Source organism: Haloferax sp. DFSO60, from assembly GCF_046557615.1.
In the GTDB taxonomy this organism is placed as follows: Archaea; Halobacteriota; Halobacteria; order Halobacteriales; family Haloferacaceae; genus Haloferax.
This window is the reverse complement of the sequence record NZ_JBKIII010000002.1, coordinates 484,536-503,978: the sequence shown is the minus strand read 5'-3', so window position 1 is coordinate 503,978 and position 19,443 is coordinate 484,536. Positions and strand designations below refer to the sequence as shown.

At 59.2% G+C, this 19,443-nt stretch carries 19 protein-coding genes; 12 read left to right on the top strand and 7 right to left on the bottom strand.

Annotation, left to right across the window (positions count from 1 at the left end; genetic code table 11):
• The first annotated feature begins 166 nt into the window (after nucleotides 1-166).
• The 5 genes from ACK509_RS12005 (at nucleotide 167) to ACK509_RS11985 (ending at nucleotide 5,513) form a co-directional block, all read left to right on the top strand.
• A complete protein-coding gene (locus ACK509_RS12005; protein WP_410766776.1) occupies nucleotides 167-973 on the top strand; it encodes a basic amino acid ABC transporter substrate-binding protein in 807 nt (268 codons plus the stop codon).
• Between the two features lie 48 nt (nucleotides 974-1,021).
• Entirely contained in the window at nucleotides 1,022-1,852 is an 831-nt protein-coding gene (locus tag ACK509_RS12000) for an amino acid ABC transporter permease (protein ID WP_410766775.1), read from the top strand.
• Nucleotides 1,849-2,577: an amino acid ABC transporter ATP-binding protein gene (locus tag ACK509_RS11995; protein WP_410766774.1), complete on the top strand. Its 729-nt coding sequence runs from the start codon at nucleotides 1,849-1,851 to the stop codon at nucleotides 2,575-2,577. Before ACK509_RS12000 ends, ACK509_RS11995 begins: the two co-directional genes overlap by 4 nt.
• A 365-nt stretch (nucleotides 2,578-2,942) precedes the next feature.
• The gene (locus ACK509_RS11990; RefSeq protein ID WP_410766773.1) at nucleotides 2,943-4,616 is read left to right on the top strand and encodes a histidine kinase N-terminal 7TM domain-containing protein; all 1,674 of its coding nucleotides are present in this window, start codon (nucleotides 2,943-2,945) and stop codon (nucleotides 4,614-4,616) included.
• A gap of 192 nt (nucleotides 4,617-4,808) precedes the next feature.
• Complete coding sequence (locus tag ACK509_RS11985; RefSeq protein ID WP_410766772.1) at nucleotides 4,809-5,513, top strand: UbiA family prenyltransferase; 705 nt, start codon at nucleotides 4,809-4,811, stop codon at nucleotides 5,511-5,513.
• A 16-nt stretch (nucleotides 5,514-5,529) separates the two neighbouring features.
• Here ACK509_RS11985 and ACK509_RS11980 read toward each other — a convergent pair whose 3' ends face one another.
• Entirely contained in the window at nucleotides 5,530-6,978 is a 1,449-nt protein-coding gene (locus ACK509_RS11980; RefSeq protein WP_410766771.1) for a replication factor C large subunit, read from the bottom strand.
• Between the two features lie 125 nt (nucleotides 6,979-7,103).
• On the opposite strand from ACK509_RS11980, the gene ACK509_RS11975 reads away from it, so the two are divergent.
• The 3 genes from ACK509_RS11975 (at nucleotide 7,104) to ACK509_RS11965 (ending at nucleotide 9,082) form a co-directional block, all read left to right on the top strand.
• Nucleotides 7,104-7,745 (top strand): GNAT family N-acetyltransferase, encoded by a 642-nt coding sequence (locus ACK509_RS11975; RefSeq protein WP_410766770.1) that lies wholly within the window; start codon nucleotides 7,104-7,106, stop codon nucleotides 7,743-7,745.
• Between the two features lie 84 nt (nucleotides 7,746-7,829).
• Entirely contained in the window at nucleotides 7,830-8,465 is a 636-nt protein-coding gene (locus ACK509_RS11970; RefSeq protein WP_410766769.1) for a GNAT family N-acetyltransferase, read from the top strand.
• A complete protein-coding gene (locus ACK509_RS11965; RefSeq protein ID WP_410766768.1) occupies nucleotides 8,462-9,082 on the top strand; it encodes a GNAT family N-acetyltransferase in 621 nt (206 codons plus the stop codon). Before ACK509_RS11970 ends, ACK509_RS11965 begins: the two co-directional genes overlap by 4 nt.
• A 12-nt stretch (nucleotides 9,083-9,094) precedes the next feature.
• On the opposite strand, the gene ACK509_RS11960 is transcribed toward ACK509_RS11965, so the two are convergent.
• Nucleotides 9,095-10,270, bottom strand: coding sequence for an amidohydrolase family protein (locus ACK509_RS11960; protein ID WP_410766767.1), 1,176 nt, complete (start codon nucleotides 10,268-10,270; stop codon nucleotides 9,095-9,097).
• 129 nt (nucleotides 10,271-10,399) lie between these two features.
• Between ACK509_RS11960 and ACK509_RS11955 the strand changes: the two genes are divergently transcribed.
• Entirely contained in the window at nucleotides 10,400-10,978 is a 579-nt protein-coding gene (locus ACK509_RS11955) for a transporter (RefSeq protein ID WP_410766766.1), read from the top strand.
• Nucleotides 10,979-11,002: 24 nt separating this feature from the next.
• On the opposite strand, the gene ACK509_RS11950 is transcribed toward ACK509_RS11955, so the two are convergent.
• Nucleotides 11,003-11,560, bottom strand: coding sequence for a GNAT family N-acetyltransferase (locus ACK509_RS11950; protein ID WP_410766765.1), 558 nt, complete (start codon nucleotides 11,558-11,560; stop codon nucleotides 11,003-11,005).
• A 39-nt stretch (nucleotides 11,561-11,599) separates the two neighbouring features.
• Nucleotides 11,600-12,295, bottom strand: a complete 696-nt coding sequence (locus ACK509_RS11945; RefSeq protein WP_410766764.1) for a metal-dependent hydrolase — start codon at nucleotides 12,293-12,295, stop codon at nucleotides 11,600-11,602.
• A gap of 139 nt (nucleotides 12,296-12,434) precedes the next feature.
• Here ACK509_RS11945 and ACK509_RS11940 point away from each other — a divergent pair, with 139 nt between their 5' ends.
• Nucleotides 12,435-13,142 carry a helix-turn-helix domain-containing protein gene (locus tag ACK509_RS11940; protein ID WP_410766763.1) on the top strand — a complete coding sequence of 236 codons (708 nt, stop codon included), beginning with the start codon at nucleotides 12,435-12,437 and terminating at the stop codon, nucleotides 13,140-13,142.
• A 77-nt stretch (nucleotides 13,143-13,219) separates the two neighbouring features.
• A complete protein-coding gene (locus tag ACK509_RS11935) occupies nucleotides 13,220-13,525 on the top strand; it encodes a hypothetical protein (RefSeq protein ID WP_410766762.1) in 306 nt (101 codons plus the stop codon).
• A gap of 198 nt (nucleotides 13,526-13,723) precedes the next feature.
• On the opposite strand, the gene hmgB is transcribed toward ACK509_RS11935, so the two are convergent.
• Entirely contained in the window at nucleotides 13,724-15,061 is a 1,338-nt protein-coding gene (hmgB, locus tag ACK509_RS11930) for a hydroxymethylglutaryl-CoA synthase (RefSeq protein ID WP_410766761.1), read from the bottom strand.
• 66 nt (nucleotides 15,062-15,127) lie between these two features.
• Nucleotides 15,128-17,035 carry a type IV pilin gene (locus ACK509_RS11925; protein WP_410766760.1) on the bottom strand — a complete coding sequence of 636 codons (1,908 nt, stop codon included), beginning with the start codon at nucleotides 17,033-17,035 and terminating at the stop codon, nucleotides 15,128-15,130.
• Between the two features lie 77 nt (nucleotides 17,036-17,112).
• Between ACK509_RS11925 and ACK509_RS11920 the strand changes: the two genes are divergently transcribed.
• Nucleotides 17,113-18,750, top strand: coding sequence for an Ig-like domain-containing protein (locus ACK509_RS11920; protein WP_410766759.1), 1,638 nt, complete (start codon nucleotides 17,113-17,115; stop codon nucleotides 18,748-18,750).
• Between the two features lie 83 nt (nucleotides 18,751-18,833).
• On the opposite strand, the gene ACK509_RS11915 is transcribed toward ACK509_RS11920, so the two are convergent.
• The gene (locus tag ACK509_RS11915) at nucleotides 18,834-19,421 is read right to left on the bottom strand and encodes a DUF2150 family protein (RefSeq protein WP_410766758.1); all 588 of its coding nucleotides are present in this window, start codon (nucleotides 19,419-19,421) and stop codon (nucleotides 18,834-18,836) included.
• Nucleotides 19,422-19,443 lie beyond the last annotated feature (22 nt).

Genomic DNA, 19,443 nt, shown 5'->3' with positions numbered 1-19,443 from the left:
TTCGGTTTTTCTTAGAGGAATATTTCAATATTCACTAATTGTCCGCGATAGTCTCCGTGCGGCGTTCATTCCACAAATTCTGTGGCAAATTTCACGGAGAATGCTCGATAATCCCACGCGCGTACCGAAGGAGTGTTATACGCCCGTGAATTAAGAATCGCTTGTTATGAAACGACGTACCTACCTCAAAGGTGCCGCAGGTGCCGGAGCAGCCTTCACGCTCGCTGGCTGTCTCGGTGGCGGCGGCGACAGCGAAACGATTACCATCGGTTCGGACATCCCGTACCGCCCGTTCGAGTACGAGACGACCGAAGGCGAACTCGTCGGCTTCGACGTGGACATCGCACAAGCCATCTTCTCGGACCAACTCGGCTACGAACACGAGTTCCAGCAGACGAGCTTCGACGGTATCATTCCCTCGCTCAACAACGGGAACTTCCGTGTCATCATGTCGGCGATGACCATCACCGAAGAGCGCGCAGAGCAGATTGACTTCTCGGACCCGTACTTCACGGCGTACCAGACCATCGTCGTCCTGAACGACAGCGAGATCGCCGCGAAAGAGGACCTGCAGGGCAAGACGGTCGGTGTCCAGAAGGGTACGACGGGTGCAGCGGCCGCTGACGAACTCGCAGAAGAGTTCGGTGGCGACCTGAGCATCCAGCGCTACGACCAGATTACTGGGGCGTTCGACGCGCTCATCAACAATCAGGTCGTCGCAGTCATCAACGACAACACGGTCAACGCCGAGTTCGTCGAGCAGAACGAGAACGTGAAATTCCTCGAAGGCGAGGGCGCAGCGGCCGAGCAGGGCAAGAACGCCCCGCCGTACCTCACGCTCACCGTCGAAGAGTACGGTATCGGCTTCCGCCAAGACGACGACGACCTCCGCGAGGAAGTCAACGGCGCACTGCAAGCAATCCGCGACGACGGCACGTACGACGAGATTTACTCCGAGTACTTCTCCGGATAACTCGTCCCGCCGCGCGTTTTTATACCAACACCGTGATAATTACTACCAATGGCTGAATCATACTCGGAGGCGCAGTCCACTGACGACTACCGAGAGAGCTTTCTCAACGACAAGACGCTCAAACTCGTCGGCGCGACAGTCGCGGGACTGTTCACACTTGCTGTGGGTACTTTCATCGCCGCGATTGTCTTCACGCAGGTGGATTTCGAACTCTTCGTCGAAATCATCTACCCGCAGTTCGTCTTCGCGTACCTTCGGGTACTCGGCATCTTCCTCGCGGGGAGTGTCCTCTCTATTATCGCCGGTATCTTCGTCGGTCTCGGACGTGTCTCGAAAACTCGACTCACGAATACGGTCGCAAGTGGATACGTTGAGTTCTTCCGTGGGACACCGTTGCTGTTCCAACTCATCGTCATCTACTTCGGTATTCCTGCGTTCTGGCCACCGGGTCAGTTCCCCATCTCTAACTGGGCAATTCCGGCCGCGATCATCGGCCTGACGCTGAACCACGCCGCCTACGTCGGCGAGGCAATTCGTGGCGGTATCAACGCCGTCCCCGATGGGCAAATGGAAGCCGCGCGTTCGCTCGGAATGTCCTACGTGCAATCGATGCGCGAAGTCGTCCTGCCGCAGGCGTGGCGCAACGCGCTCGCCGCAATCGGGAACGACCAAGTCATTCTCGTGAAGGACACCTCGCTCTTGACGGTTATCGCCGTGCCCGAACTCATCAGTGCATTCCGGCAAATCAACTCCGCGACGTTCGACCCGTGGACGCCGATTCTGCTGGTCGCTATCGCCTACCTCGGCATCACGCTGCCGCTCGGACGGGTCGTCAGATATCTGGAAGCCCGCGCCGAATGGGGAGGTGACCGCCAATGAGTCTCGTAGAGTTCGACGAGGTAGACAAGTTCTACGGCGAGACGCACGTCCTGAAAGACGTCGACCTCAACGTCGAAGAGGGCGAAGTGTGCGTCATCGTCGGTCCATCGGGATCCGGCAAATCGACGCTCCTTCGCTGTGCCAATCGCTTGGAGGAGATTCAAGACGGAGAGATTCGCCTCGAAGGCCAATCTATCTCCGACCCCAAAGCCGACATCAACCGACTGCGCCAGCGCATCGGCATGGTGTTCCAGAGCTTCAACCTCTTCCCACACAAGACGGCCCTGGAGAACGTAACGCTCGGGCCCATGAAAGTAAAAGGTGAGAGCGAAGAGTCCGCGAATAAGCGCGCACGCGCACTCCTCGACCGAGTCGGTCTCTCGGCACAGGAGAGTTCCTACCCGAACCAACTCTCGGGTGGACAACAACAGCGCGTCGCTATCGCCCGCGCACTGGCGATGAACCCGCGTGTCATGCTCTTCGACGAAGTGACGAGCGCACTCGACCCCGAACTCGTGGGCGAGGTTCTCGACGTGATGCAAGGGCTCGCCGAGGAAGGAATGACCATGCTCGTCGTCACCCACGAGATGGGCTTCGCCCGTGAAGTCGGTGACCGCGTCGTCCTCATGGCTGATGGTAAGGTCATCGAAGACTCGCCGCCCGAAGAGTTCTTCACCAACCCGAAGACCGACCGCGGCAAGCGCTTCCTCTCGAAATTACTCTGAGTAACGAGTTGGGCACACGCCCGACGACGTTCTTTTTTTAAAGCTACGAGCGACAGCACTCCGACCGAACAATCACGTGAGACGTACGGCTGAACTCAAATCCACAGTAAGTATCTAATTTCAAACAATATTCTGTTGCGAATGAGTCGCTGGTGGATGCACCGAATTAATTCAGCAATTGCCAGCACACAGACATTCTTCGAAACTATCGTTCGCTCATCCATACTGTGGGAATGCAGACACCCTCGTTTGACATTTCGGGCGTCTTGGCGACATACGTGATAGAAGTCTAATGTTTCATGAGGGTCAAGAAAGTCATATGAGGGAACAATTCATAAGCATCCTCTGAATATCCAGAGGTGCGCATGGAACAGTGGCTCACTCCAGAAATTGCAATTCTTCTGATGTATCTTGGAGTGGCGCCATCGATTGCGATTTGTTACTTCGTCTGGGACGACCGCCGCAAACCCGGTGTCCTCTGGTTCATCATGTCGATGGCGACTGGTGGTGCGTGGGCGTTTTTGTTTGCGACGTTCACACTCGTCAAAGACCCCGGAATCACGCTCGCGCTTGCGAACTTCTTCTGGGTAATGATACCGACGGCGGCAGCCACGATGTTCTTGCTCGCCTACGAGTTCGTGTTCAAACACAACGTCTCTCGTCGGGTCGCCGCCGTCGTGTTTTTCCCAATCGTCGTGTTGTTCGTCCTGTCGTGGTTCAATCCCGACAACCTGGTGTTCACCCCAGAATACCACGTTGGCGCAGACGGATTCCTCTATTTCCCGAACTTCGGTGGCCCAGTCAAAATATTCGTCACGAAGATATACGGCTACCTTCTGGTCTTCTTGGCCGCGGGGATGTTCGTCGGCGAGATGCTTCGAACCAATGGCGTCCATCGACGACAGACGCTCTATCTCTTGGTTATCTTCTCGATGCTCATCCTCTCGACGATGGTCAAAGTCGCAGGATTGGTTCCGGTGTACTTCGACCCGACGTCTGTCGTCTATTCGCTTTCAGGAGTGTTGTTCGCCTTCTCTATCACCAAACACGGGTTGATGAAGTTCGTCCCAGTCGCGCGCGAGCAGACGTTTCAGGAGGTCTCTGATGCGATTTTCGTCATCGACACCGAAGGGACGGTCGTCGACCTCAACCACGCTGCAACCGGACTGTTCGGGCGGAAAATCATCGGGTTGCAGATAGCAGATGTCTTGTGCGGCTACGTGACCACGACCGAGGGCGGGTCAACGAGAACGCTCGAAATCGAACACAACGACGAGATGCGCTACTTCTCGATGCAGACCTCGACGATGGCCTACGGCAGAGGCCTCGAAGGTGAGATACTGGTGCTGAGCGAAATCACCGCGCTGAAAAAGCGAGAAAGCGAGTTAGACCTCCTCAAACAGATTCTCTCTCGCGTGTTTCGGCACAACATCCGAAACGACCTCAACGTCATCGCTGGACACGCACAAATCATCAGAGACACTGGCGATAGCGATATCGCTGCGTGGGCAACACGAATCCACGAGCGGTCGATGAAAATCGTCAATCAAGCCGAAAAGGCAGGGAAAATCGAGTCGGTATTTTCGTACGACGGGACTATCCAGCGGTCGCTCAAAGACTTCGTGGAGAAAGCAGCAGACAACTACCCAACTGACCGGATGGGCCGCATCATGTTCGACGTTGCTGACATCCCCGTCGATGTCCACCCGCGTTTCGACCTTGCAGTACAGGAACTCATCGACAACGCACTGACTCACCACACCGGTCCCGCGGCACCGAACATCGCCGTCTTCACTGAAGAGACAGATACCAGTGTCACCCTCGTCGTCAAGGACGATGGCCCCGGACTCCCACCCGGCGAAATCAACGTGCTGAAAGCCGGAGAAGAGACGAACCTCAAACATGGGTCCGGAATCGGGTTGTGGTTGGTCCACTGGATTGTCATCCGCTCGAACGGCGAACTGCTCGCCAACGTAACCGACTCGGGGTCCCGAGTCTGTATTCGTCTCCCCAAGCCCGAAAGAGAGAACGAACAGTGAAGAGCGTCTATCGACACCTGAGAACTGAGGCTCGATTTCAGGGCAATCTCGAAGAATCTACCATCGAAACTCCGATGAAATGACTGACAATAGCCTTATCAGACCATATATTAACCATTTCGTATGGGAGTAGCCGAATTTCGTTTCTTGTTTTTAAAGTTAAACATCTGGCTGTGTCTCGGGTCTTCGGTGATGGTTGCTATCTCTGCACTGGCGTTGTCGATTCCACTCGCGTCGGTCGGAGTGGGGTTGGTCCTCCCGCCGTTGTTGTTCTACTTCATCTACGTCGAAGACCGACGGAGCGTCTCTCCAGAAGACGAAGTGAACCAACCGTACCGAACTGCGTTGGTTCGCCGCTATCAGAGCGCCCTCTTCGTAACCGAATCTGTCGCCTTGGCAGGCTACACGGTTCTGCTAGGGTTGCTCGTTCTCGAGCGCCCGGACCTCGGCGTCCTGTATTTTCTCTTGGGGCAACTCCCACTCGGCGTCCTCGTCATCTACGGACACCTCAAACGGCATCCAACGTTCGACTCGCTGGCAGTTGGCGCGACGTGGGCGTTCGTAGTCGTCTTCGCACTCGTCGTTTCGACGACCCAACGCGTGTCGTGGGAACTCGTCGGCGTCTTTCTGGGGTGGTTCTTCATCACGTTCGCCGGAGTCGAATCGCGAAATATCCAAGATGTCGACGGTGACACGCAGTCAAACAGAACGACGCTGGCGGGCTATCTCGGCCGTCGGCTAACGATTGCGTTCGTCGCCGTGATGAAGTCGCTCGGCGTCGTTACGTTCTGGGTCGTCGCAGGGAGGTTCGTCGCCGCGTTGGCACTCGGCTATCTGTTACTCCTTCGGCTATTTCGGACGTTGACTCAGCGAGAAGATGGGCAAGTAGGCGAGTAACGCGCAAATCGGCGACTCAGAAGAAGTCAGACAGACCGGCCTGCCCGTCGTCCGAGGATGCAGATTCTTCCGCGTCGTCGGCCTCGTCGCGGTCGAACACGTCGGGTTCGTCGTCTTCCGACTCTTCGATTTCAATCGTCTCGGCATCGTCAGACATTGCTTCCATGCCTGCGAACGCACCCTCGGCGTGTTCTTCCATCTGCTCTTCGCGCAGTTCTTGGGCGTCTTCGACGACGGACTGGACTTTGTTCGTCGTCTCGCCACTCCCAGTGATATACGAGACGTGTGACTCGTCGAAGTCGTAGTAGGCGGCCATCGCAACCGTCAGTTCGCGGGGCTTGCAGTGGTGCGTGAGCGCCGAGAGGAACGGAAGCACTTCACGACGGGCACTCGCCGTGCTGAATCCGCCTTTGGTCGCAATCTTCTGGAGGACCGTATCGCGCGTCTTGTTCCGTGTCGAACGGTAGGGTGCGCCGCCGTAGCGCGTCCACCCGCCGCGAGTTCGGTCACGGGAGGCGGCGACACCGGCAGAGAGGTTGTCGGTCGCATAGCGCCAGTAAGAGTAATTCTGCGAGGCACGAACGCGGCCAAGCCAGCGGTCGGCGTTAGCGAGGAACTCGTAGGCGCGGGCGAGTTCGTCGGGTTCATAGACGAGTGACACCTTGTCCTCGACCCACTTGGTGAGGTTGTCGGGCGTCTCGTCCACGTCGTAGGCCGTATAAAGCGACTCTTGGGCTGACTCCTCTTTCAACACGGCGTCGAGGAACTCGAACAGGCCCACGGTTCGGTCGCGGTCACCCATGATGACCATCTCTTCGGTGATTTCGTCACGGCCCTCGGCGATTGCCTGGAGGTCGTTGACCGCAGAGCGCAGGTCGCCGCTGTTCTGGTCGGCGATGCGTTCGAGTGCGTCCGACTCGAATTTGATTCCCTCCTTCCGGCAGATGTCGCGGAGGACGGGAACGATAGAGCGCGACGAGACGTCTCGGAACTCGATTTCGCGGCAGGCATTGCGCAGGCCGCGGCTCATGTCGTAGAACTCGTTGGCGATGAGGACGATGGGTTGGCTCGAAGACTTGACGAGACGCGTAATCGCACTCGTACCACCCCGGTCGTAGTTGCCGTGGATGTTGTCAGCCTCGTCGAGGATGACCAGTTGCCGGGTGGAGGTGCCCGTCGAAGACCCCGAGAGCGTGGCGTTCTTCGCGGCGCGTCCGGCGAATCGCTCGATAACGTCGGCGGTTCGCTGGTCCGAGGCGTTCAACTCGACTGTCTCCCAGCCCATGTCCTGTGCGAGTGCGTGGGCGGCAGAGGTCTTGCCGATGCCCGGACTCCCGTGGACGATGGCCGCCTCTCGGTGGTCGTCCCACGTCTTCGCCCACTTGCCGAAGGCGTCCCGGGCCTTGTTGTTCCCGCGCACCTCGGAAAGTGTGGATGGGCGGTATTTCTCCGTCCAGTCTACCATTGAATCGAGAAAAGAGCGAGGCGCGTTTAGTGGTTGCGGAGCAAGGGTGTTCGATGGGTGACGACTGGCACCCTCCGAAGTACGCCGACAGAAAACGTATACTCTCACCCCGAGTCGCACACGCCATGTTCCCCGACGAAATCCTGACCCCGCGACTTCGCCTTCGGCCAGTTTCGCCGGAGACTGTCGAGCCGTTGGAGATGTACGAGTACACCGGTTCGTCCCGGTCTGAGACTATCGAAGAAGAAGCAGAGTACCTCAACTGGATTCCTCACGAGACACCGACGGAGACACTGGAGTTCTTCGAGTCGTCGGCAAATCGCCGAACGGAAGCGACGGGGACTTCGTACGCTATCTTCCCACGCGAGGGCGAAGACGGTGCAGGCGAACTCGCAGGTAACGCCGCGCTGTTCCCTGAATGGGACAAGCGTCGCATCTCCTTCGGGATGTGGCTCAGAAAGCAGTACTGGGGGCGGGGCTATTCGGGGGAACGGGCGGCGGCACTCTTCGCACTCTCGTTCGACGTTCTCGATTTTGAGGTCGTCAATGTCCACTCTTTGATAGACAACGACAACTCGTGCCGCGCTATCGAGAAGTACGTCACCCGGTTCGGTGGCCAAGAAGACGGCACCTTCCGCAACGACTTCGTCCACGATGGCGAACCCGTCGATAGTCGTTCGTGGTCAGTGACGAACGAACAGTGGTTCGACGCCACCGACGGCGAGTACACCGCCGAGTTCTCTTGGGAAGACCGACCACCGAAGTGACGCCCACAGAGAGATGCTAAGCCCCTTGTTATCAATCGTCAATAGACAGAAAAATTATATAGGGGGCCGAGTTCGCTCAATACCATGTTTCCCGACGAAATTGTGACCCCGCGGCTACGGCTTCGGCCGTACACGCGGGAGGTTGTTGACCCGTTGGACGCCTATCAGTACTTTGGCGCATCACGGTCGGAGACCATCGAAGAAGAGACAGAGTACGTCACGTGGGACCCCCACAACACGCCGAAAGAGACGCTCAATTACTTGGAATACACCGAGAAAGACTGGAACGAGGCGACTGGTGCGGCCTACGCCATCTTCTTGCGCGAGGGTGAAGACGGCGCAGGCGAACTCGCGGGCAACTGTGCGTTTAAACCCGAGTGGGACAAGCGGCGCGCCGTCTTCGGCATGTGGCTCAGAAAGAAGTACTGGGGTCGCGGCTACTCTGGCGAGCGAGCGGCGGCGTTCTTCGCATGCGTCTTCGATATACTCGATTTGGAAGTCGCCTACGTCCACGCGCTCACGGAAAACGAAAAGTCGTGCCGAGCGATCGACAAATACATCACCCGATTCGGCGGTCAAGAAGACGGCACCTTCCGCAACGAAGTCGTCCAGGACGACGAGCCGGCAGATAGCCGAGCGTGGTCGGTGACGCGCGAACAGTGGGAAGAAGCCACTGGTGGCGACTACGAGGCAGAATTCCACTGGGAGGACCGCAAATGAGCGACCTCTACCCGACGAAAATCGAGACCGAGCGCCTGCGATTCGTGCCGGTCCACACCCAACACGTCCTCGATGCGTACGAGATTTGCTCGCGTCCCGAAATGGAAGACGTGACCCGGTTCATGCCGTGGGGCCGTCACGAGACGCCGAAGGTGACCTTCGACTTCCTCTCGATGCAGGAAGAGAATTGGAACGAACACAAGGGTGTTGACTACGCTCTCTCCCTTCGGGAGGGCGAAAACGGTGCAGGCGAAATCGCTGGTTTCGGCGGCCTCAGCACCGAATGGGACCGCCGCGTCGGTGGCCTCGGTCTGTGGCTCCGTCCCAGATTCTGGGGTCGTGGCTATTCGGGCGAACGAGCAGAAGCACTCGCGGCGCTCGCCTTCGATGTCCTCGACTTGGAAGTCGTGACGGTGAGCCACGTCGTCGAGAACGAGAAATCACAGCGTGCAATCGAGAAGTACGTGGACAAGCTCGGTGGCCGACGCGACGGCACCAAACCGAACAACATCATTATCGATGGCGAACCACGCGACGAGTATTTCTACAGTATCTCACGTGGGGAATGGCTCGAATCGACCGGCGGCAAGTACGACGCCGAATTTTATTGGGACTGACCCAGTTCGGTTCTACTGATTTTTCGGAAGGTTTCCTGCGACGATTTCGCCACCCTTGAGGACTGTCGTTGGGTCGTTCAGCACCGTCAGGTCAGCCAGCGGGTCGTCGTCGAAGACGAGAATGTCGGCGTACGCGCCGGGTTCGACCACGCCGCACCCGTCCAGTCCAATCGCCTGTGCCGACGTTTCGGTCATCGCACGGATGGCCTCCTGTGGCTCCATCGCGTGCTGTGCCATGAACTGAATCTCGGAGGCGTTGCCCCCGTGGAAGTTGAACGGTGTTCCCGCGTCGGTGCCGCCAGCGATGGAGACGCCTGCTTCGACGGCCATCCGGAAGGATTCGAGGTGTTGCTCGTAGACGACTTCGGTCTTCGCCACGTCTTCCTTCGTCGCCGCTTCGGTGTTGCGGACGATGTGATACGGGGCCGAGAGTGTGGGTACGAGCGTCGTGTCGGTGTCGAGAAAGAGGTCGATTGCCTCGTCGTCGAGGAACGTCCCGTGTTCGACCGTATCGACACCGGCTCTGATAGCGGCTTTGACGCCTTCTGCGCCGTGGGCGTGGGTTGCGGTGTGGACGCCCCGTTTGTGCGCCTCGTCAACGAGAGCGTGGAGTTCGTCGTCGGTGAAGGCAACTGCACCGGGGTCGCTACCGGGCGTCGTCACGCCACCGGTCGTCATGAACTTGATGAAGTCTGCACCTTGCTTGACCTGCTCTCTGACCGCTTTGCGGGCATCGACCGGGCCGTCGATTTCTCGGCCCATGTGGTGACCGTGGCCGCCCGTGATGGTAATCGACCGACAGTTCGCAATCATTCGCGGGCCGGGGACGTCGCCAGCGTCGATAGCACGCTTGAGTGCCACGTCGAGGTCGCGCGCGCCCATGTCTCGAACCCCCGTGATACCCGCTTCGAGTGTCTTTCGGGCGTTCCGGGCTTCGACCAACGTGAGTTCCGCATCCGACATACCGACTACGTCGACGACGCTTCGCTCACCGGAAAGAGAGAAATGGAGGTGTGCATCGACGAGTCCGGGCGTTACTGTCTTGCCCGCGAGTGAGACGACACGCTCGTCGTCGTACGGGTCCACGTCGCCAACAGCGCCGATTCGACCGGTCTCCTCGTCGATTCGGATATCCGTCTCCTCGAAGATGTCGTCGCCCGAAATCAGTCGTCCGTCACGAAGTAACATGAAAAACGCTCTCGCCGCTCACCTCTTGAACGTAGCTGTCTGTGTCTTCGCGTGTCACGAGACGGGTGATATCGCCCCACACGACGGCCACGAGACATATAACCCGGACCTTCATTCGGTGCAGATACCATGTCAGTGGCAACTGCATCGGCCTCTGATTCGAATCGAACGCTCAGAACCGCCGCGGTTGGCGCAGCCACCGGTTTCGGTGCCGCCATCCTCGGCTACCTCGCAACCTATCTCGCCACTTCCTCGACTATCGAGAACTCGACGGCGAGCCAAGTACTCGAAGCCCTCGGGCAAGGTTTCTCGACATGGAAAGTCGTCGGCTGGGTCTTCATGAACGCCCACGGCGTCGTGACGAAGTTCCCCGCTCTCTTCGGTGGCACCTCGGCAGTAAACCTCATCGAGAACGTCGACGCGTTCTCGGCGGTGCTGTACGTCGTTCCCGTCGTCGCACTCGTCGCCGCGGGCGTCCTCGCCGTCGTCGTGAGCGGCGCTCACTCGACGAAAGCTGGCGCTATCGCTGGCGCATCGACCGTCCTCGGCTACCTGCCGGTCGCACTCGCGGGCATCGCGCTCTTCGCCATCACGATTGGCGACTCGGTTGCTCGTCCGGACCCCGTGACGGCGATTCTCCTCGCCGGTGCGGTCTACCCTGCTTTAGTCGGCACGCTCTCGGGCGTCGCAACGGCGGCCCTCAGATAACCTGCGTTCGGTCTCGGTCTCTTTTCACAAGTCGCGGGCGACGAGTTCGCCCCAGTGGTCGAATCCATAGCGGTCGTAGAACGCCTGCGCTCGCTCGTTTTTGCGGTCCACGTCGAGGACCATCCGGTCTAACGGGAGGTCCTGCGAGCGTGCGTGGTCGAGAACGGCCGTCATCAACTCGTCGGCGACCCCCGTGCCGCGATAGTCGGGCGCCAGAAAGATTTCGTTGAGGACGGCGGCATCCCAGATGAAGGTCATCTCTTCGGGGAGCGCGAACGCGTAGCCGACGAGGTTCGGGTCGTCCACGTCTTCACCTTCTGTGTCGGTGAATTCCGCGTTGGCGTCTCCTGTCGCGGAGGCGACGACCACGCATCCGGGGTCCGACTCCGCACAACGTTCGACCCACGCGAGATATCGCGCGCGGTAGTCGTCGGTGAGTTTGGCTTCGTACTTCGCCAGTTTGTCGTCGCCACCAGTTCCGTCGCCGATGCCGAGTTCGAACCCGCGTTTGAGTTCCCAGAACGCGTCTGCGTCGGTCGCCTCGTAGCCTCGAATATCGACCCCTTCGGTCGTCTCGCTCATGGCATCTCGTGTGCCGTCATCGGATATGAACACTCGGACTCACTGCTCTGGGTCGTGGCTCGATTCGGGCGTCGCGTCGGCCCGTGACCGAACTCGGTAGGACGTCCGAGCAGACAGGCGTTCGATTGCGAGCCGACTCGTCACCACACCCGTACTGATGATGACGAGCATCAACTCCAAGCCTGAGGATGCGAGTGGGGCAATTCGCTCCACGTCTTCGGGGTCAGCACCGGGCGTCGGGTCCACGACGGTACTGTAGTGGAAATCGGAGGTCGTTGGAGCCGGTGACGCCGTTCGGACTTCGAAGAACGTCTGGACGAACCCGCGCGTACTCGACCACTCGGCGTGTCCGTTCACTGCGTAAAAGGCGTCGTGAACCGGATAGAAGGCGTTGACGCCGTTGGTGAACAGGTCGGGGAAGATGCCGCCACCGAGCAGGGCGGCGATTGCGACCCACGAGACCACGACGCCTCGCGTCCCCCATCGCCCCTTAATCACCGAGTAGCGACGAATCCGCGTGTCGTAGACGACGAAGGCGACGAGAAGCAGTGGCAAGAGCAGTGTGTGGAAGAGCGCACGATGGCTTCCCGGTAGAATCGTTGTGGTAAAGGAATCGAGGTCAGGGATGGTGGTTGCGACGAGAACGACCGCGAGAGTTCGCGCGTCGAACCATCGCCCGAGGAGGGCGACCCCGATGAGTCCCCCAACGGCGACGTGAACGAGGGTCGATGGCATACTACACACTCTTGGCCCCGGATATTGAGCGTTTCCGGCAGGTTCGTCAGGCGACGAATGCCCCTTTCGACACGCTTTTGCGGTGGACTCTCGCACCGTTTCGTATGCCTGTTTCGTCCGTCGTACAGAGGTGTACCCTATGACGGCGACTCCCCGCGACGACCTCGCCCGCCGAATCGCAGGCGAAATCACACTCTCGTCCGACCCCGGAGCGACACTCCGCAAGTGGCGGACCGACTTCGATATCTCGCAGACTGCGCTCGCCGAGCAACTCGACGTGTCGTCTTCGGTCGTCTCCGACTACGAGAGCGGCCGACGCGAGAGTCCCGGTATCGGCGTCATTCGGCGCATGGTCGAAGCCCTCCTCGACATCGACGAGGCCCGCGGCGGTAGTCGAATCCGTCAGTACGCACGCGTCCTCTCGGCCGGGTTCGAGAGCGATATCGTCCAAGACCTCCGCGAGTACCCTACGTCGATTCCGCTCGATACGTTCTACGACGCTATCGGCGCGACCAAAATCGTCGATGGCGACCAAGACCGCATCAGCGGCCACACCGTCATCAACAGTATCCAAGCGATTACCCGACTCTCTTCCGAGGAGTTCTATCGCCTCTACGGCCAATCGACCAGTCGCGCACTCGTCTTCACCGACGTGACTCGTGGTGAGTCCCCACTCGTGGCGATGCGTGTGGTCACCCCGACGCCGAATGCGGTCGTCCTCCACGGACTCACCGAAGACGAACTCTGGGAACACGCGCCGTCGCTGGCAACTATCGACGGATTCGCGCTTGCCGTGACCAACGCCGACCTCGACGAGATGCTGGCGAATCTCCGAAAACTTCCCTAATCCAGACCACCCTGGTCTCCTGATTGTCTGCCAGAGGGCGAAAAAAGCCGAAAGGGAACCCCAGCGAATGGCAGTGTATGCATATCCATCGCCTCGAAGCGTACCTTTCGACCGAGTTTTCCTACCCAGTCACCACGCAGCAGGTCATCACGCAAATCGGGTCTATCGAAGTTGACGCCCCGGACGCCGACGATTCCGAGACTATCGAGACGATTCTCGAACCACTGGGCGGTGTCGTTTGTGACTCACCGCAAGACCTCTTCAATACGATTCTCGGCAACCTGAGCGACGACTTCATCGGACGGAAGTTCTACGACGACCGCGGGGCGAATCCGATGCCGACACCGAAGTCGGCGACGGACCCCGAAAATCAGTCGTTCTGAAAATTGAGTCGCTACTTTTTCGGTGTGAGCGTCTACTCGACGTAGTCGTAAGCTCGGAGCAATACATTGCTCCGGCTCCACATTCACTGCGTTCGTGTGGACGGTTCGCGTTACTCGACGTACTCGTGATTCCGAAGCGACAAGTCGCTTCGTCTCTGCGTTCGCGCTGCTCACGCAGACGCAACCGCTACTCGACGTCTATTCGACGTACTCGTAGCGGCGCTCGTTCATCCGGCCCCATCCGGTGAAGACGAACTCTTCTTCGGGTTGGGTGAGTTCCTCGACTTCGACTTCCTTCTCGTGGTTGTGGACGTCGTGGATGAGTTCGTACTCGTCGAAGGAAATCTCGTAGCGGGCGTCGAGTTGCTCGTCGATGTTGAGCGCGTCCATCTCGTCGAGCCAGTTCTCTTGGACGGTTTCGGCGTGAATCTCAGCCTGTGCGCCCGAGCCATAGGAACCGACGAGGAGCTTCTTGCCGACCATGTCCGTGCCCGCTTCGGCGGCGGATTTCAGTGCCGAAGTGCGGGCGATGTGGACCGACCCGGTGTACCAGTTGCCGACGACACTGGAGATATCGAGCGTCGGGTCGATGACGCGGTCGTACCACTCGCGGTACGCGTCGGTCGTCTTGAGTTCGTCCATGTAGCCGCGGATGGCCTCTTCGTACTCGTCCCACGTGTCGAACTGCTCTTCGCGGGGCTGGCGTCCAATCTCTTCGGCGAGTTTGTCCTCGATTTCCGTGTCACGGCTCATGTGCCGGAAGCCGAGCAGTGCGGCCTTTCGGACCATGCCGGGGAACGGCGTGTGGAACGGGATGTACTCGAAGTCCTCTACTCGGGTCCGACCCGCCATGCTCTCGTAATCTTCGAGCGCCTCGCGCATGCGGGCGAGATAGACCTGCATCGAGCGCTTGCCGTCCACAGAGGGGAACTGCTGGTTGGGCTTGAGGAAGTCCGTCTCGTCCATGCTGCCGTAGCCCTGTTCGGTCGAGAGTTCGACGATGTCGGGGTCTTCGTCGATGAGCATCGCGACTGCGCCCGCGCCCTGCGTCGCCTCACCGGGATCGCCGCGCTCGTAGAGTGCGGTGTCGGTTGCGATGACGAGCGCCGCGCGGCCACGGTTGCGTCCGGCCTTAATCCAGTTGTACGCGTCGTCGAGACTCTGCGTCCCGGCGATACACGCGAACTTGCGCTCGCCCTTGTTGGCGTGGCGGAAGTCGCCTTCGAACACCTGTTCGAGACAGCCAGCGATGTACGTCGAAACCGGCTTGGAGTTGTCGAACGCGGACTCCGTTGCCACGTCGATGCGGCCGATGTCGTCCGGCGTGAGGCCCTTTCGAACCATCAGGCGCTTTGCGGCGTTTGCACCCATGGTCACGATGTCCTCGTACACGTCCGGGAAGGACGATGTGTAGAGTCCCAGCCCTTTGGTGTACTTCTCTGGGTCTTCCCCCTTGACCGGTGCGAAGGTGTTGGGAAGGTCTAAAACGAGGTTACCCGTCCAAATCTCGATGGCGTCGATGCCGACGGAAGTCATGGTCGGAATTACAGAATGGGGGGATAAGATTTTGTCGATGGTGAGTTACGTCGGTTGTCGAACTTCTCAGCTGTTCTTGTCACCTGCTACGTCACTGATGACGTATCTATCGACGACGATTCCGTCGGTATCGACGACGCGAACTTCGATATCGTAGGTGTTCCCCGTGCCGTAACTCTTCGAGAAGGTGAGTCTATTTTCGCTCGTGGCGCTACTCCGGACGACGCCGCTCGCGGAGGGTTGCTGTCGGTTGCGGAAGTACACTTCGACTTCGGCGAATTCGGTCGCTCCCGTGACCTGGTAGCTGACCCAGTATTCGACCCGATTTCGGTTCGAATTCGATTTATCTGAGACGGAGACGCTATCCAGTGCGGGACTTTGGGCTCGGGAGAGTCCGTCGTTGCCCGACGGGTCGAACCAGTCCGCAGTGTCGGTGACGATGCGCTCGTCTACGACGATTCCGTCGTCGTCAATCAGTTGCGCGCGGATTCGATACGTCGAACCGAGCGTTCCACCGTTGTCTTCTACGGCGAAGTCGGCGACGGTATCTCGGGGAGAGACACTCGAATACGTCCCTTCTGCGTACGACTGGTCTTCGTTCGAAATCCACACTCGAACGCGGTCGAATTCGGCGCGGTCAGTGACGTTGTACGACACCTCGTAGTCGGCCTCGGTGATGCTCAGGTCGTCGATGGCAGTGCCCGCAAATACGGGGCTCGACGAAGTCGAGAGGTCGTCGTTCGAGGCGGGGTCGAGACCATCCGCCACGTCGGTTATCACCTGCTCGTCGACGACGACGCCATCGTCGTCGAAGACGCGAACAGTCACCTCGTAGTCGTGCCCATCAGTGCCATCGTAAGCGGTGTACCCAGTGATGCTCCCGCGTGCGTTCGTGTTACTGTACTCCGCGGTTGTCGATGAAGCATCTCGATTGGCGAACTCGACGCGGACTTCCGAGAGGTTCGAGCCGTTCGTCACGGTGTAGCCCAGTTCGTACGCCGCACCTTCCTGCGACAGATCGACGAGGGCGACACCATCGAGTTGTGGGTCGTTCGCTTCGGAGAGGTCGTCGTTCCCCGATGGGTCCGAACCATCCGCGACATCTGTCATCGACTCCGAGTCGAGAACGTTCCCATCGGCATCGAGTGCTTCGACCGTGATACGGTACTGGTCGCCGACACCGGACCCGATATCGTAGGTCACGTACCCGCGCGCGGCGTCGTTCGTGACCGTTTGGGTCGCCCACGTCTGGTTTTCGTTTTCGAAGGTCACTCGAACGCGGTCGAAGTCGGTACTCGGAGAGACGTCGTAATCGAGACGATACGATGCACCTCCAGAGCTTGTGGTTCGGTCGTTCAGACGAACGCCGGTAATCGACGTTGACTCCGGTTCGGGTGGCGTTGTCGTCGGCGTTGCAGTCGTCGTCGAGGTGGGTGTCCCCGTCGTCGTTGCTGTCGTCGTACTGGTCGTTTCAGATGGCGATTCCGTCGTCGTCGGTCGGGGTGTCGGGGCTGGCGGCGGCGTTTCAGTCACCGCATCGGGAGACCGCTCGCTCCGGTACAGCACGCTGCTGCTGGGTTCGTGAACGACGAGGATGAGATACTCGTCCGACTCGTTGAATCCAAGTGGGGTCGTTGGCCGCCAGTCGTCGCCCGGCCCATAGGATGTGTCGCTCGTAACTGGTTGGCCGTTGATTTCACCGTCGCTTCCGAGTTCGTATCTGGTGGTCGTATCACCACTCCGAGTGACGACGGCAAGGTCCCCCGCTCGAAGCGAGTCGCCAGCGCGGTGTGAGAGCGTCAATTCTGCTCCATCGACCGTCGCTTCGAGTTCGACGAGCGGGGCGTGTTCTTGATTGCCGCCGACCGTCGCGCCGAGTGCGACAGCACCACCGACTGTCACGACGACGACGACGAGACCCAACAGGAGGACCATCCCAACGGTCTCCGTTTGGGCGCGTGAACCAACCTGCACAGGTGAAATCAGGGAAGGTTGATATAAAAACGTACACGGCAATAGACCTTTATCAGTCCAACCAGTTGACCTTCGCAATGGAATTCCTCGACAACGAGCGGGGACAGGCAGTCCAGGTGGGTGCGATTCTCCTGTTCGGCTTCCTCGTTATCGGCCTCTCGCTCTACCAAGCGACGGTCGTTCCGCAAGAGACGAAGTCGGTGGAGTTCGAGGCCTATCTCGACGCCTCCGACGACCTCGTCTCACTCCATAACGATATTCTCGCCAGCGCGACACGCGGCGTTCAGTCGGGGACCTCCGTCCAGACGGGTATCCAATACCCACCGCGAGTCCTCTTCGTGAATCCGGGCCCTTCGACCGGCAGCCTCGCACTCTCAGAGTCACATCCAATTACTATCGCAGGAGCCGAGGCAGTCGATGGCGAACCCGAATCGGTCGAGGCACTCTGGAACGGGAGCGCCCGCACCTACGAGAGCAAAGTCCTCCGGTACTCGCCGGGCTACAACGAATTCGACGGCACCCCGGTCTCGATTACCGGTTCGACGGTTCAGCGCGAGACCGAAACTCGCGTCGTTCCACTCGGCGGGCAAACACTCATCTCGGGCAATCGAATCACTGTTATTTCACTCGACGGCCAAATCGGTCAGACCAGTACCCAGACAGCACTGACTGTCGCACCGATTTCGTCGGCCACGCGGACGGTAACCGTGACGAACACGAGTGATGGTGACATCACCCTCACGGTCCCAGTGGGGACGAATGCGACCGCATGGACTCGCTCGACGACGGCCGACCGAATGATGGAGAACGCCCGCGTCGAATCGATAACTGACCTCGACGACGCAACAGACTCGACGAATACGCTCGCCCGTGTCGTACTCAACGGTTCGTACACGTACGAACTCCGCCTTGCGAAGGTCGAACTCTCGTCGTCGTCGGCCGCTTCGACGGTTGGGAGTCCACCGGCTGAGTACCTGGTTCCGGTGACCACGGGGGCCGTCGCATCCCGTGGTGACTCCGCCGAAGTCGTCGTGGAAGCACGTGACGCCTACAACAACCCTGTCGAAGGCGAGTCAATCGAGTTCACCGTCTCTGGTAATGCATCACCCGCGAGTCGGACGATTACTACGACCGACGAGGGGCGAGCGACCTTCGAATTCACGGTCAACGATGGCGCGACAGGAAACATCAGCATCGAAGCGACGAACGACTTCGACGACAGCGGCGATATCGACCCGATTCGAGAACAGGTCACCTACTCCGTCCCACTCGTGAGCGGTGATGGAACCGGCACGGGCGACGGTTCGACCGGTGAAATCAACCCGCCGAACAATAGAATCGGAGATGTCATTCTCGAAGATGTCACGACCGACTCGAAGACGAGTGTCGAAGTTCAACTCAACAACACGGGAGACTTGCGGAACATCACACAGTTCCGAGTCTCGTTCTACTACCCTGACCAAGGGAGTCCAATCGCGGAAACGGTGACGTTCAACGGCTCTGACCCGCAGCGAATCGGTGGACTTCAGTACGAGTTAGGCGCTGACAGCGTGGAGATGAACTCGAATACCACAGTCCCCGTCGAGTTGGTGTTCGACGATAACGACGACGCGGGAGATGGCAACAAGATGGACGTCAATAGCGACTTCTTCATTCTCACCGTGCGATTCGACACTGGCGAGTCGGCGACGTACTTCGTGGCGGTTCCGAAGTAGTCCCGCCGGTCGCCGGACGAGAGTTCGTGGTCGATACTCCGCAGAGAGAAAGACGAAAACTGCGAATGTAGGAGAGACCGAATTTACTCGTCTTCTTCGACGACTTCTGGCTCCGAGAGACCGCTCTGGAGACTGTCGAGTCCGTTGACCCACTCGGTCACGTAGCCGAATTCGAGTTCGTCGAGGATTTCGATGTCGAGTTTTTCGCCGTCGATGATGACGGTGCCAGCCTGTACGAGGTAGCCGAGTGCGGCGTCCATGTCTTCTGCGGCCTCAGCGTCCGCCGCGGCGAGGACGTACGCCTCGATGTCGTCTTCGAGTTCGGTCGGGCCAGCGACGATGTACTCTTCGGCGGCGAAGAAGGCACACGAGAGACTCGTCTGGACGCTCCCGATGAGCATCACTGCCTCTTCTCCTCCCTCTTCGAACTCGGGTTCGCTCATGACGATGTCGTGGACCGTCGAGAGTTCGTCGAGTGCTTCCTCTTCGTCGAGCGTACCGTCGTCGTACGCTGCCAGAATCTTCGCAATCGCAATTGCGGCGTCGTTCTGGACGTTCATCAGCAGGCGGCCGGTGTCCTCGCTTTCGAGGTCGAGGTCCTCTTCGGAGACGCGAGTCAACCAATTTTGCCACCGTTCTGGTGAGTAGTACCGTTCTTCGGCCTCAGTCATACCTACACCGTCCCGTGCCGGA

What these genes read in the sequence shown, in the direction of transcription:
- hmgB (WP_410766761.1), bottom strand. Translation starts at nt 15,061, where the DNA reads ATGACTTCCGTCGGCATCGACGCCATCGAGATTTGGACGGGTAACCTC.
- ACK509_RS11970 (WP_410766769.1), top strand. Translation starts at nt 7,830, where the DNA reads ATGTTTCCCGACGAAATTGTGACCCCGCGGCTACGGCTTCGGCCGTAC.
- ACK509_RS12005 (WP_410766776.1), top strand. Translation starts at nt 167, where the DNA reads ATGAAACGACGTACCTACCTCAAAGGTGCCGCAGGTGCCGGAGCAGCC.
- ACK509_RS11950 (WP_410766765.1), bottom strand. Translation starts at nt 11,560, where the DNA reads ATGAGCGAGACGACCGAAGGGGTCGATATTCGAGGCTACGAGGCGACC.
- ACK509_RS11985 (WP_410766772.1), top strand. Translation starts at nt 4,809, where the DNA reads ATGGTTGCTATCTCTGCACTGGCGTTGTCGATTCCACTCGCGTCGGTC.
- ACK509_RS12000 (WP_410766775.1), top strand. Translation starts at nt 1,022, where the DNA reads ATGGCTGAATCATACTCGGAGGCGCAGTCCACTGACGACTACCGAGAG.
- ACK509_RS11965 (WP_410766768.1), top strand. Translation starts at nt 8,462, where the DNA reads ATGAGCGACCTCTACCCGACGAAAATCGAGACCGAGCGCCTGCGATTC.
- ACK509_RS11940 (WP_410766763.1), top strand. Translation starts at nt 12,435, where the DNA reads ATGACGGCGACTCCCCGCGACGACCTCGCCCGCCGAATCGCAGGCGAA.
- ACK509_RS11935 (WP_410766762.1), top strand. Translation starts at nt 13,220, where the DNA reads ATGCATATCCATCGCCTCGAAGCGTACCTTTCGACCGAGTTTTCCTAC.
- ACK509_RS11960 (WP_410766767.1), bottom strand. Translation starts at nt 10,270, where the DNA reads ATGTTACTTCGTGACGGACGACTGATTTCGGGCGACGACATCTTCGAG.
- ACK509_RS11945 (WP_410766764.1), bottom strand. Translation starts at nt 12,295, where the DNA reads ATGCCATCGACCCTCGTTCACGTCGCCGTTGGGGGACTCATCGGGGTC.
- ACK509_RS11975 (WP_410766770.1), top strand. Translation starts at nt 7,104, where the DNA reads ATGTTCCCCGACGAAATCCTGACCCCGCGACTTCGCCTTCGGCCAGTT.
- ACK509_RS11995 (WP_410766774.1), top strand. Translation starts at nt 1,849, where the DNA reads ATGAGTCTCGTAGAGTTCGACGAGGTAGACAAGTTCTACGGCGAGACG.
- ACK509_RS11990 (WP_410766773.1), top strand. Translation starts at nt 2,943, where the DNA reads ATGGAACAGTGGCTCACTCCAGAAATTGCAATTCTTCTGATGTATCTT.
- ACK509_RS11955 (WP_410766766.1), top strand. Translation starts at nt 10,400, where the DNA reads ATGTCAGTGGCAACTGCATCGGCCTCTGATTCGAATCGAACGCTCAGA.
- ACK509_RS11980 (WP_410766771.1), bottom strand. Translation starts at nt 6,978, where the DNA reads ATGGTAGACTGGACGGAGAAATACCGCCCATCCACACTTTCCGAGGTG.
- ACK509_RS11915 (WP_410766758.1), bottom strand. Translation starts at nt 19,421, where the DNA reads ATGACTGAGGCCGAAGAACGGTACTACTCACCAGAACGGTGGCAAAAT.
- ACK509_RS11920 (WP_410766759.1), top strand. Translation starts at nt 17,113, where the DNA reads ATGGAATTCCTCGACAACGAGCGGGGACAGGCAGTCCAGGTGGGTGCG.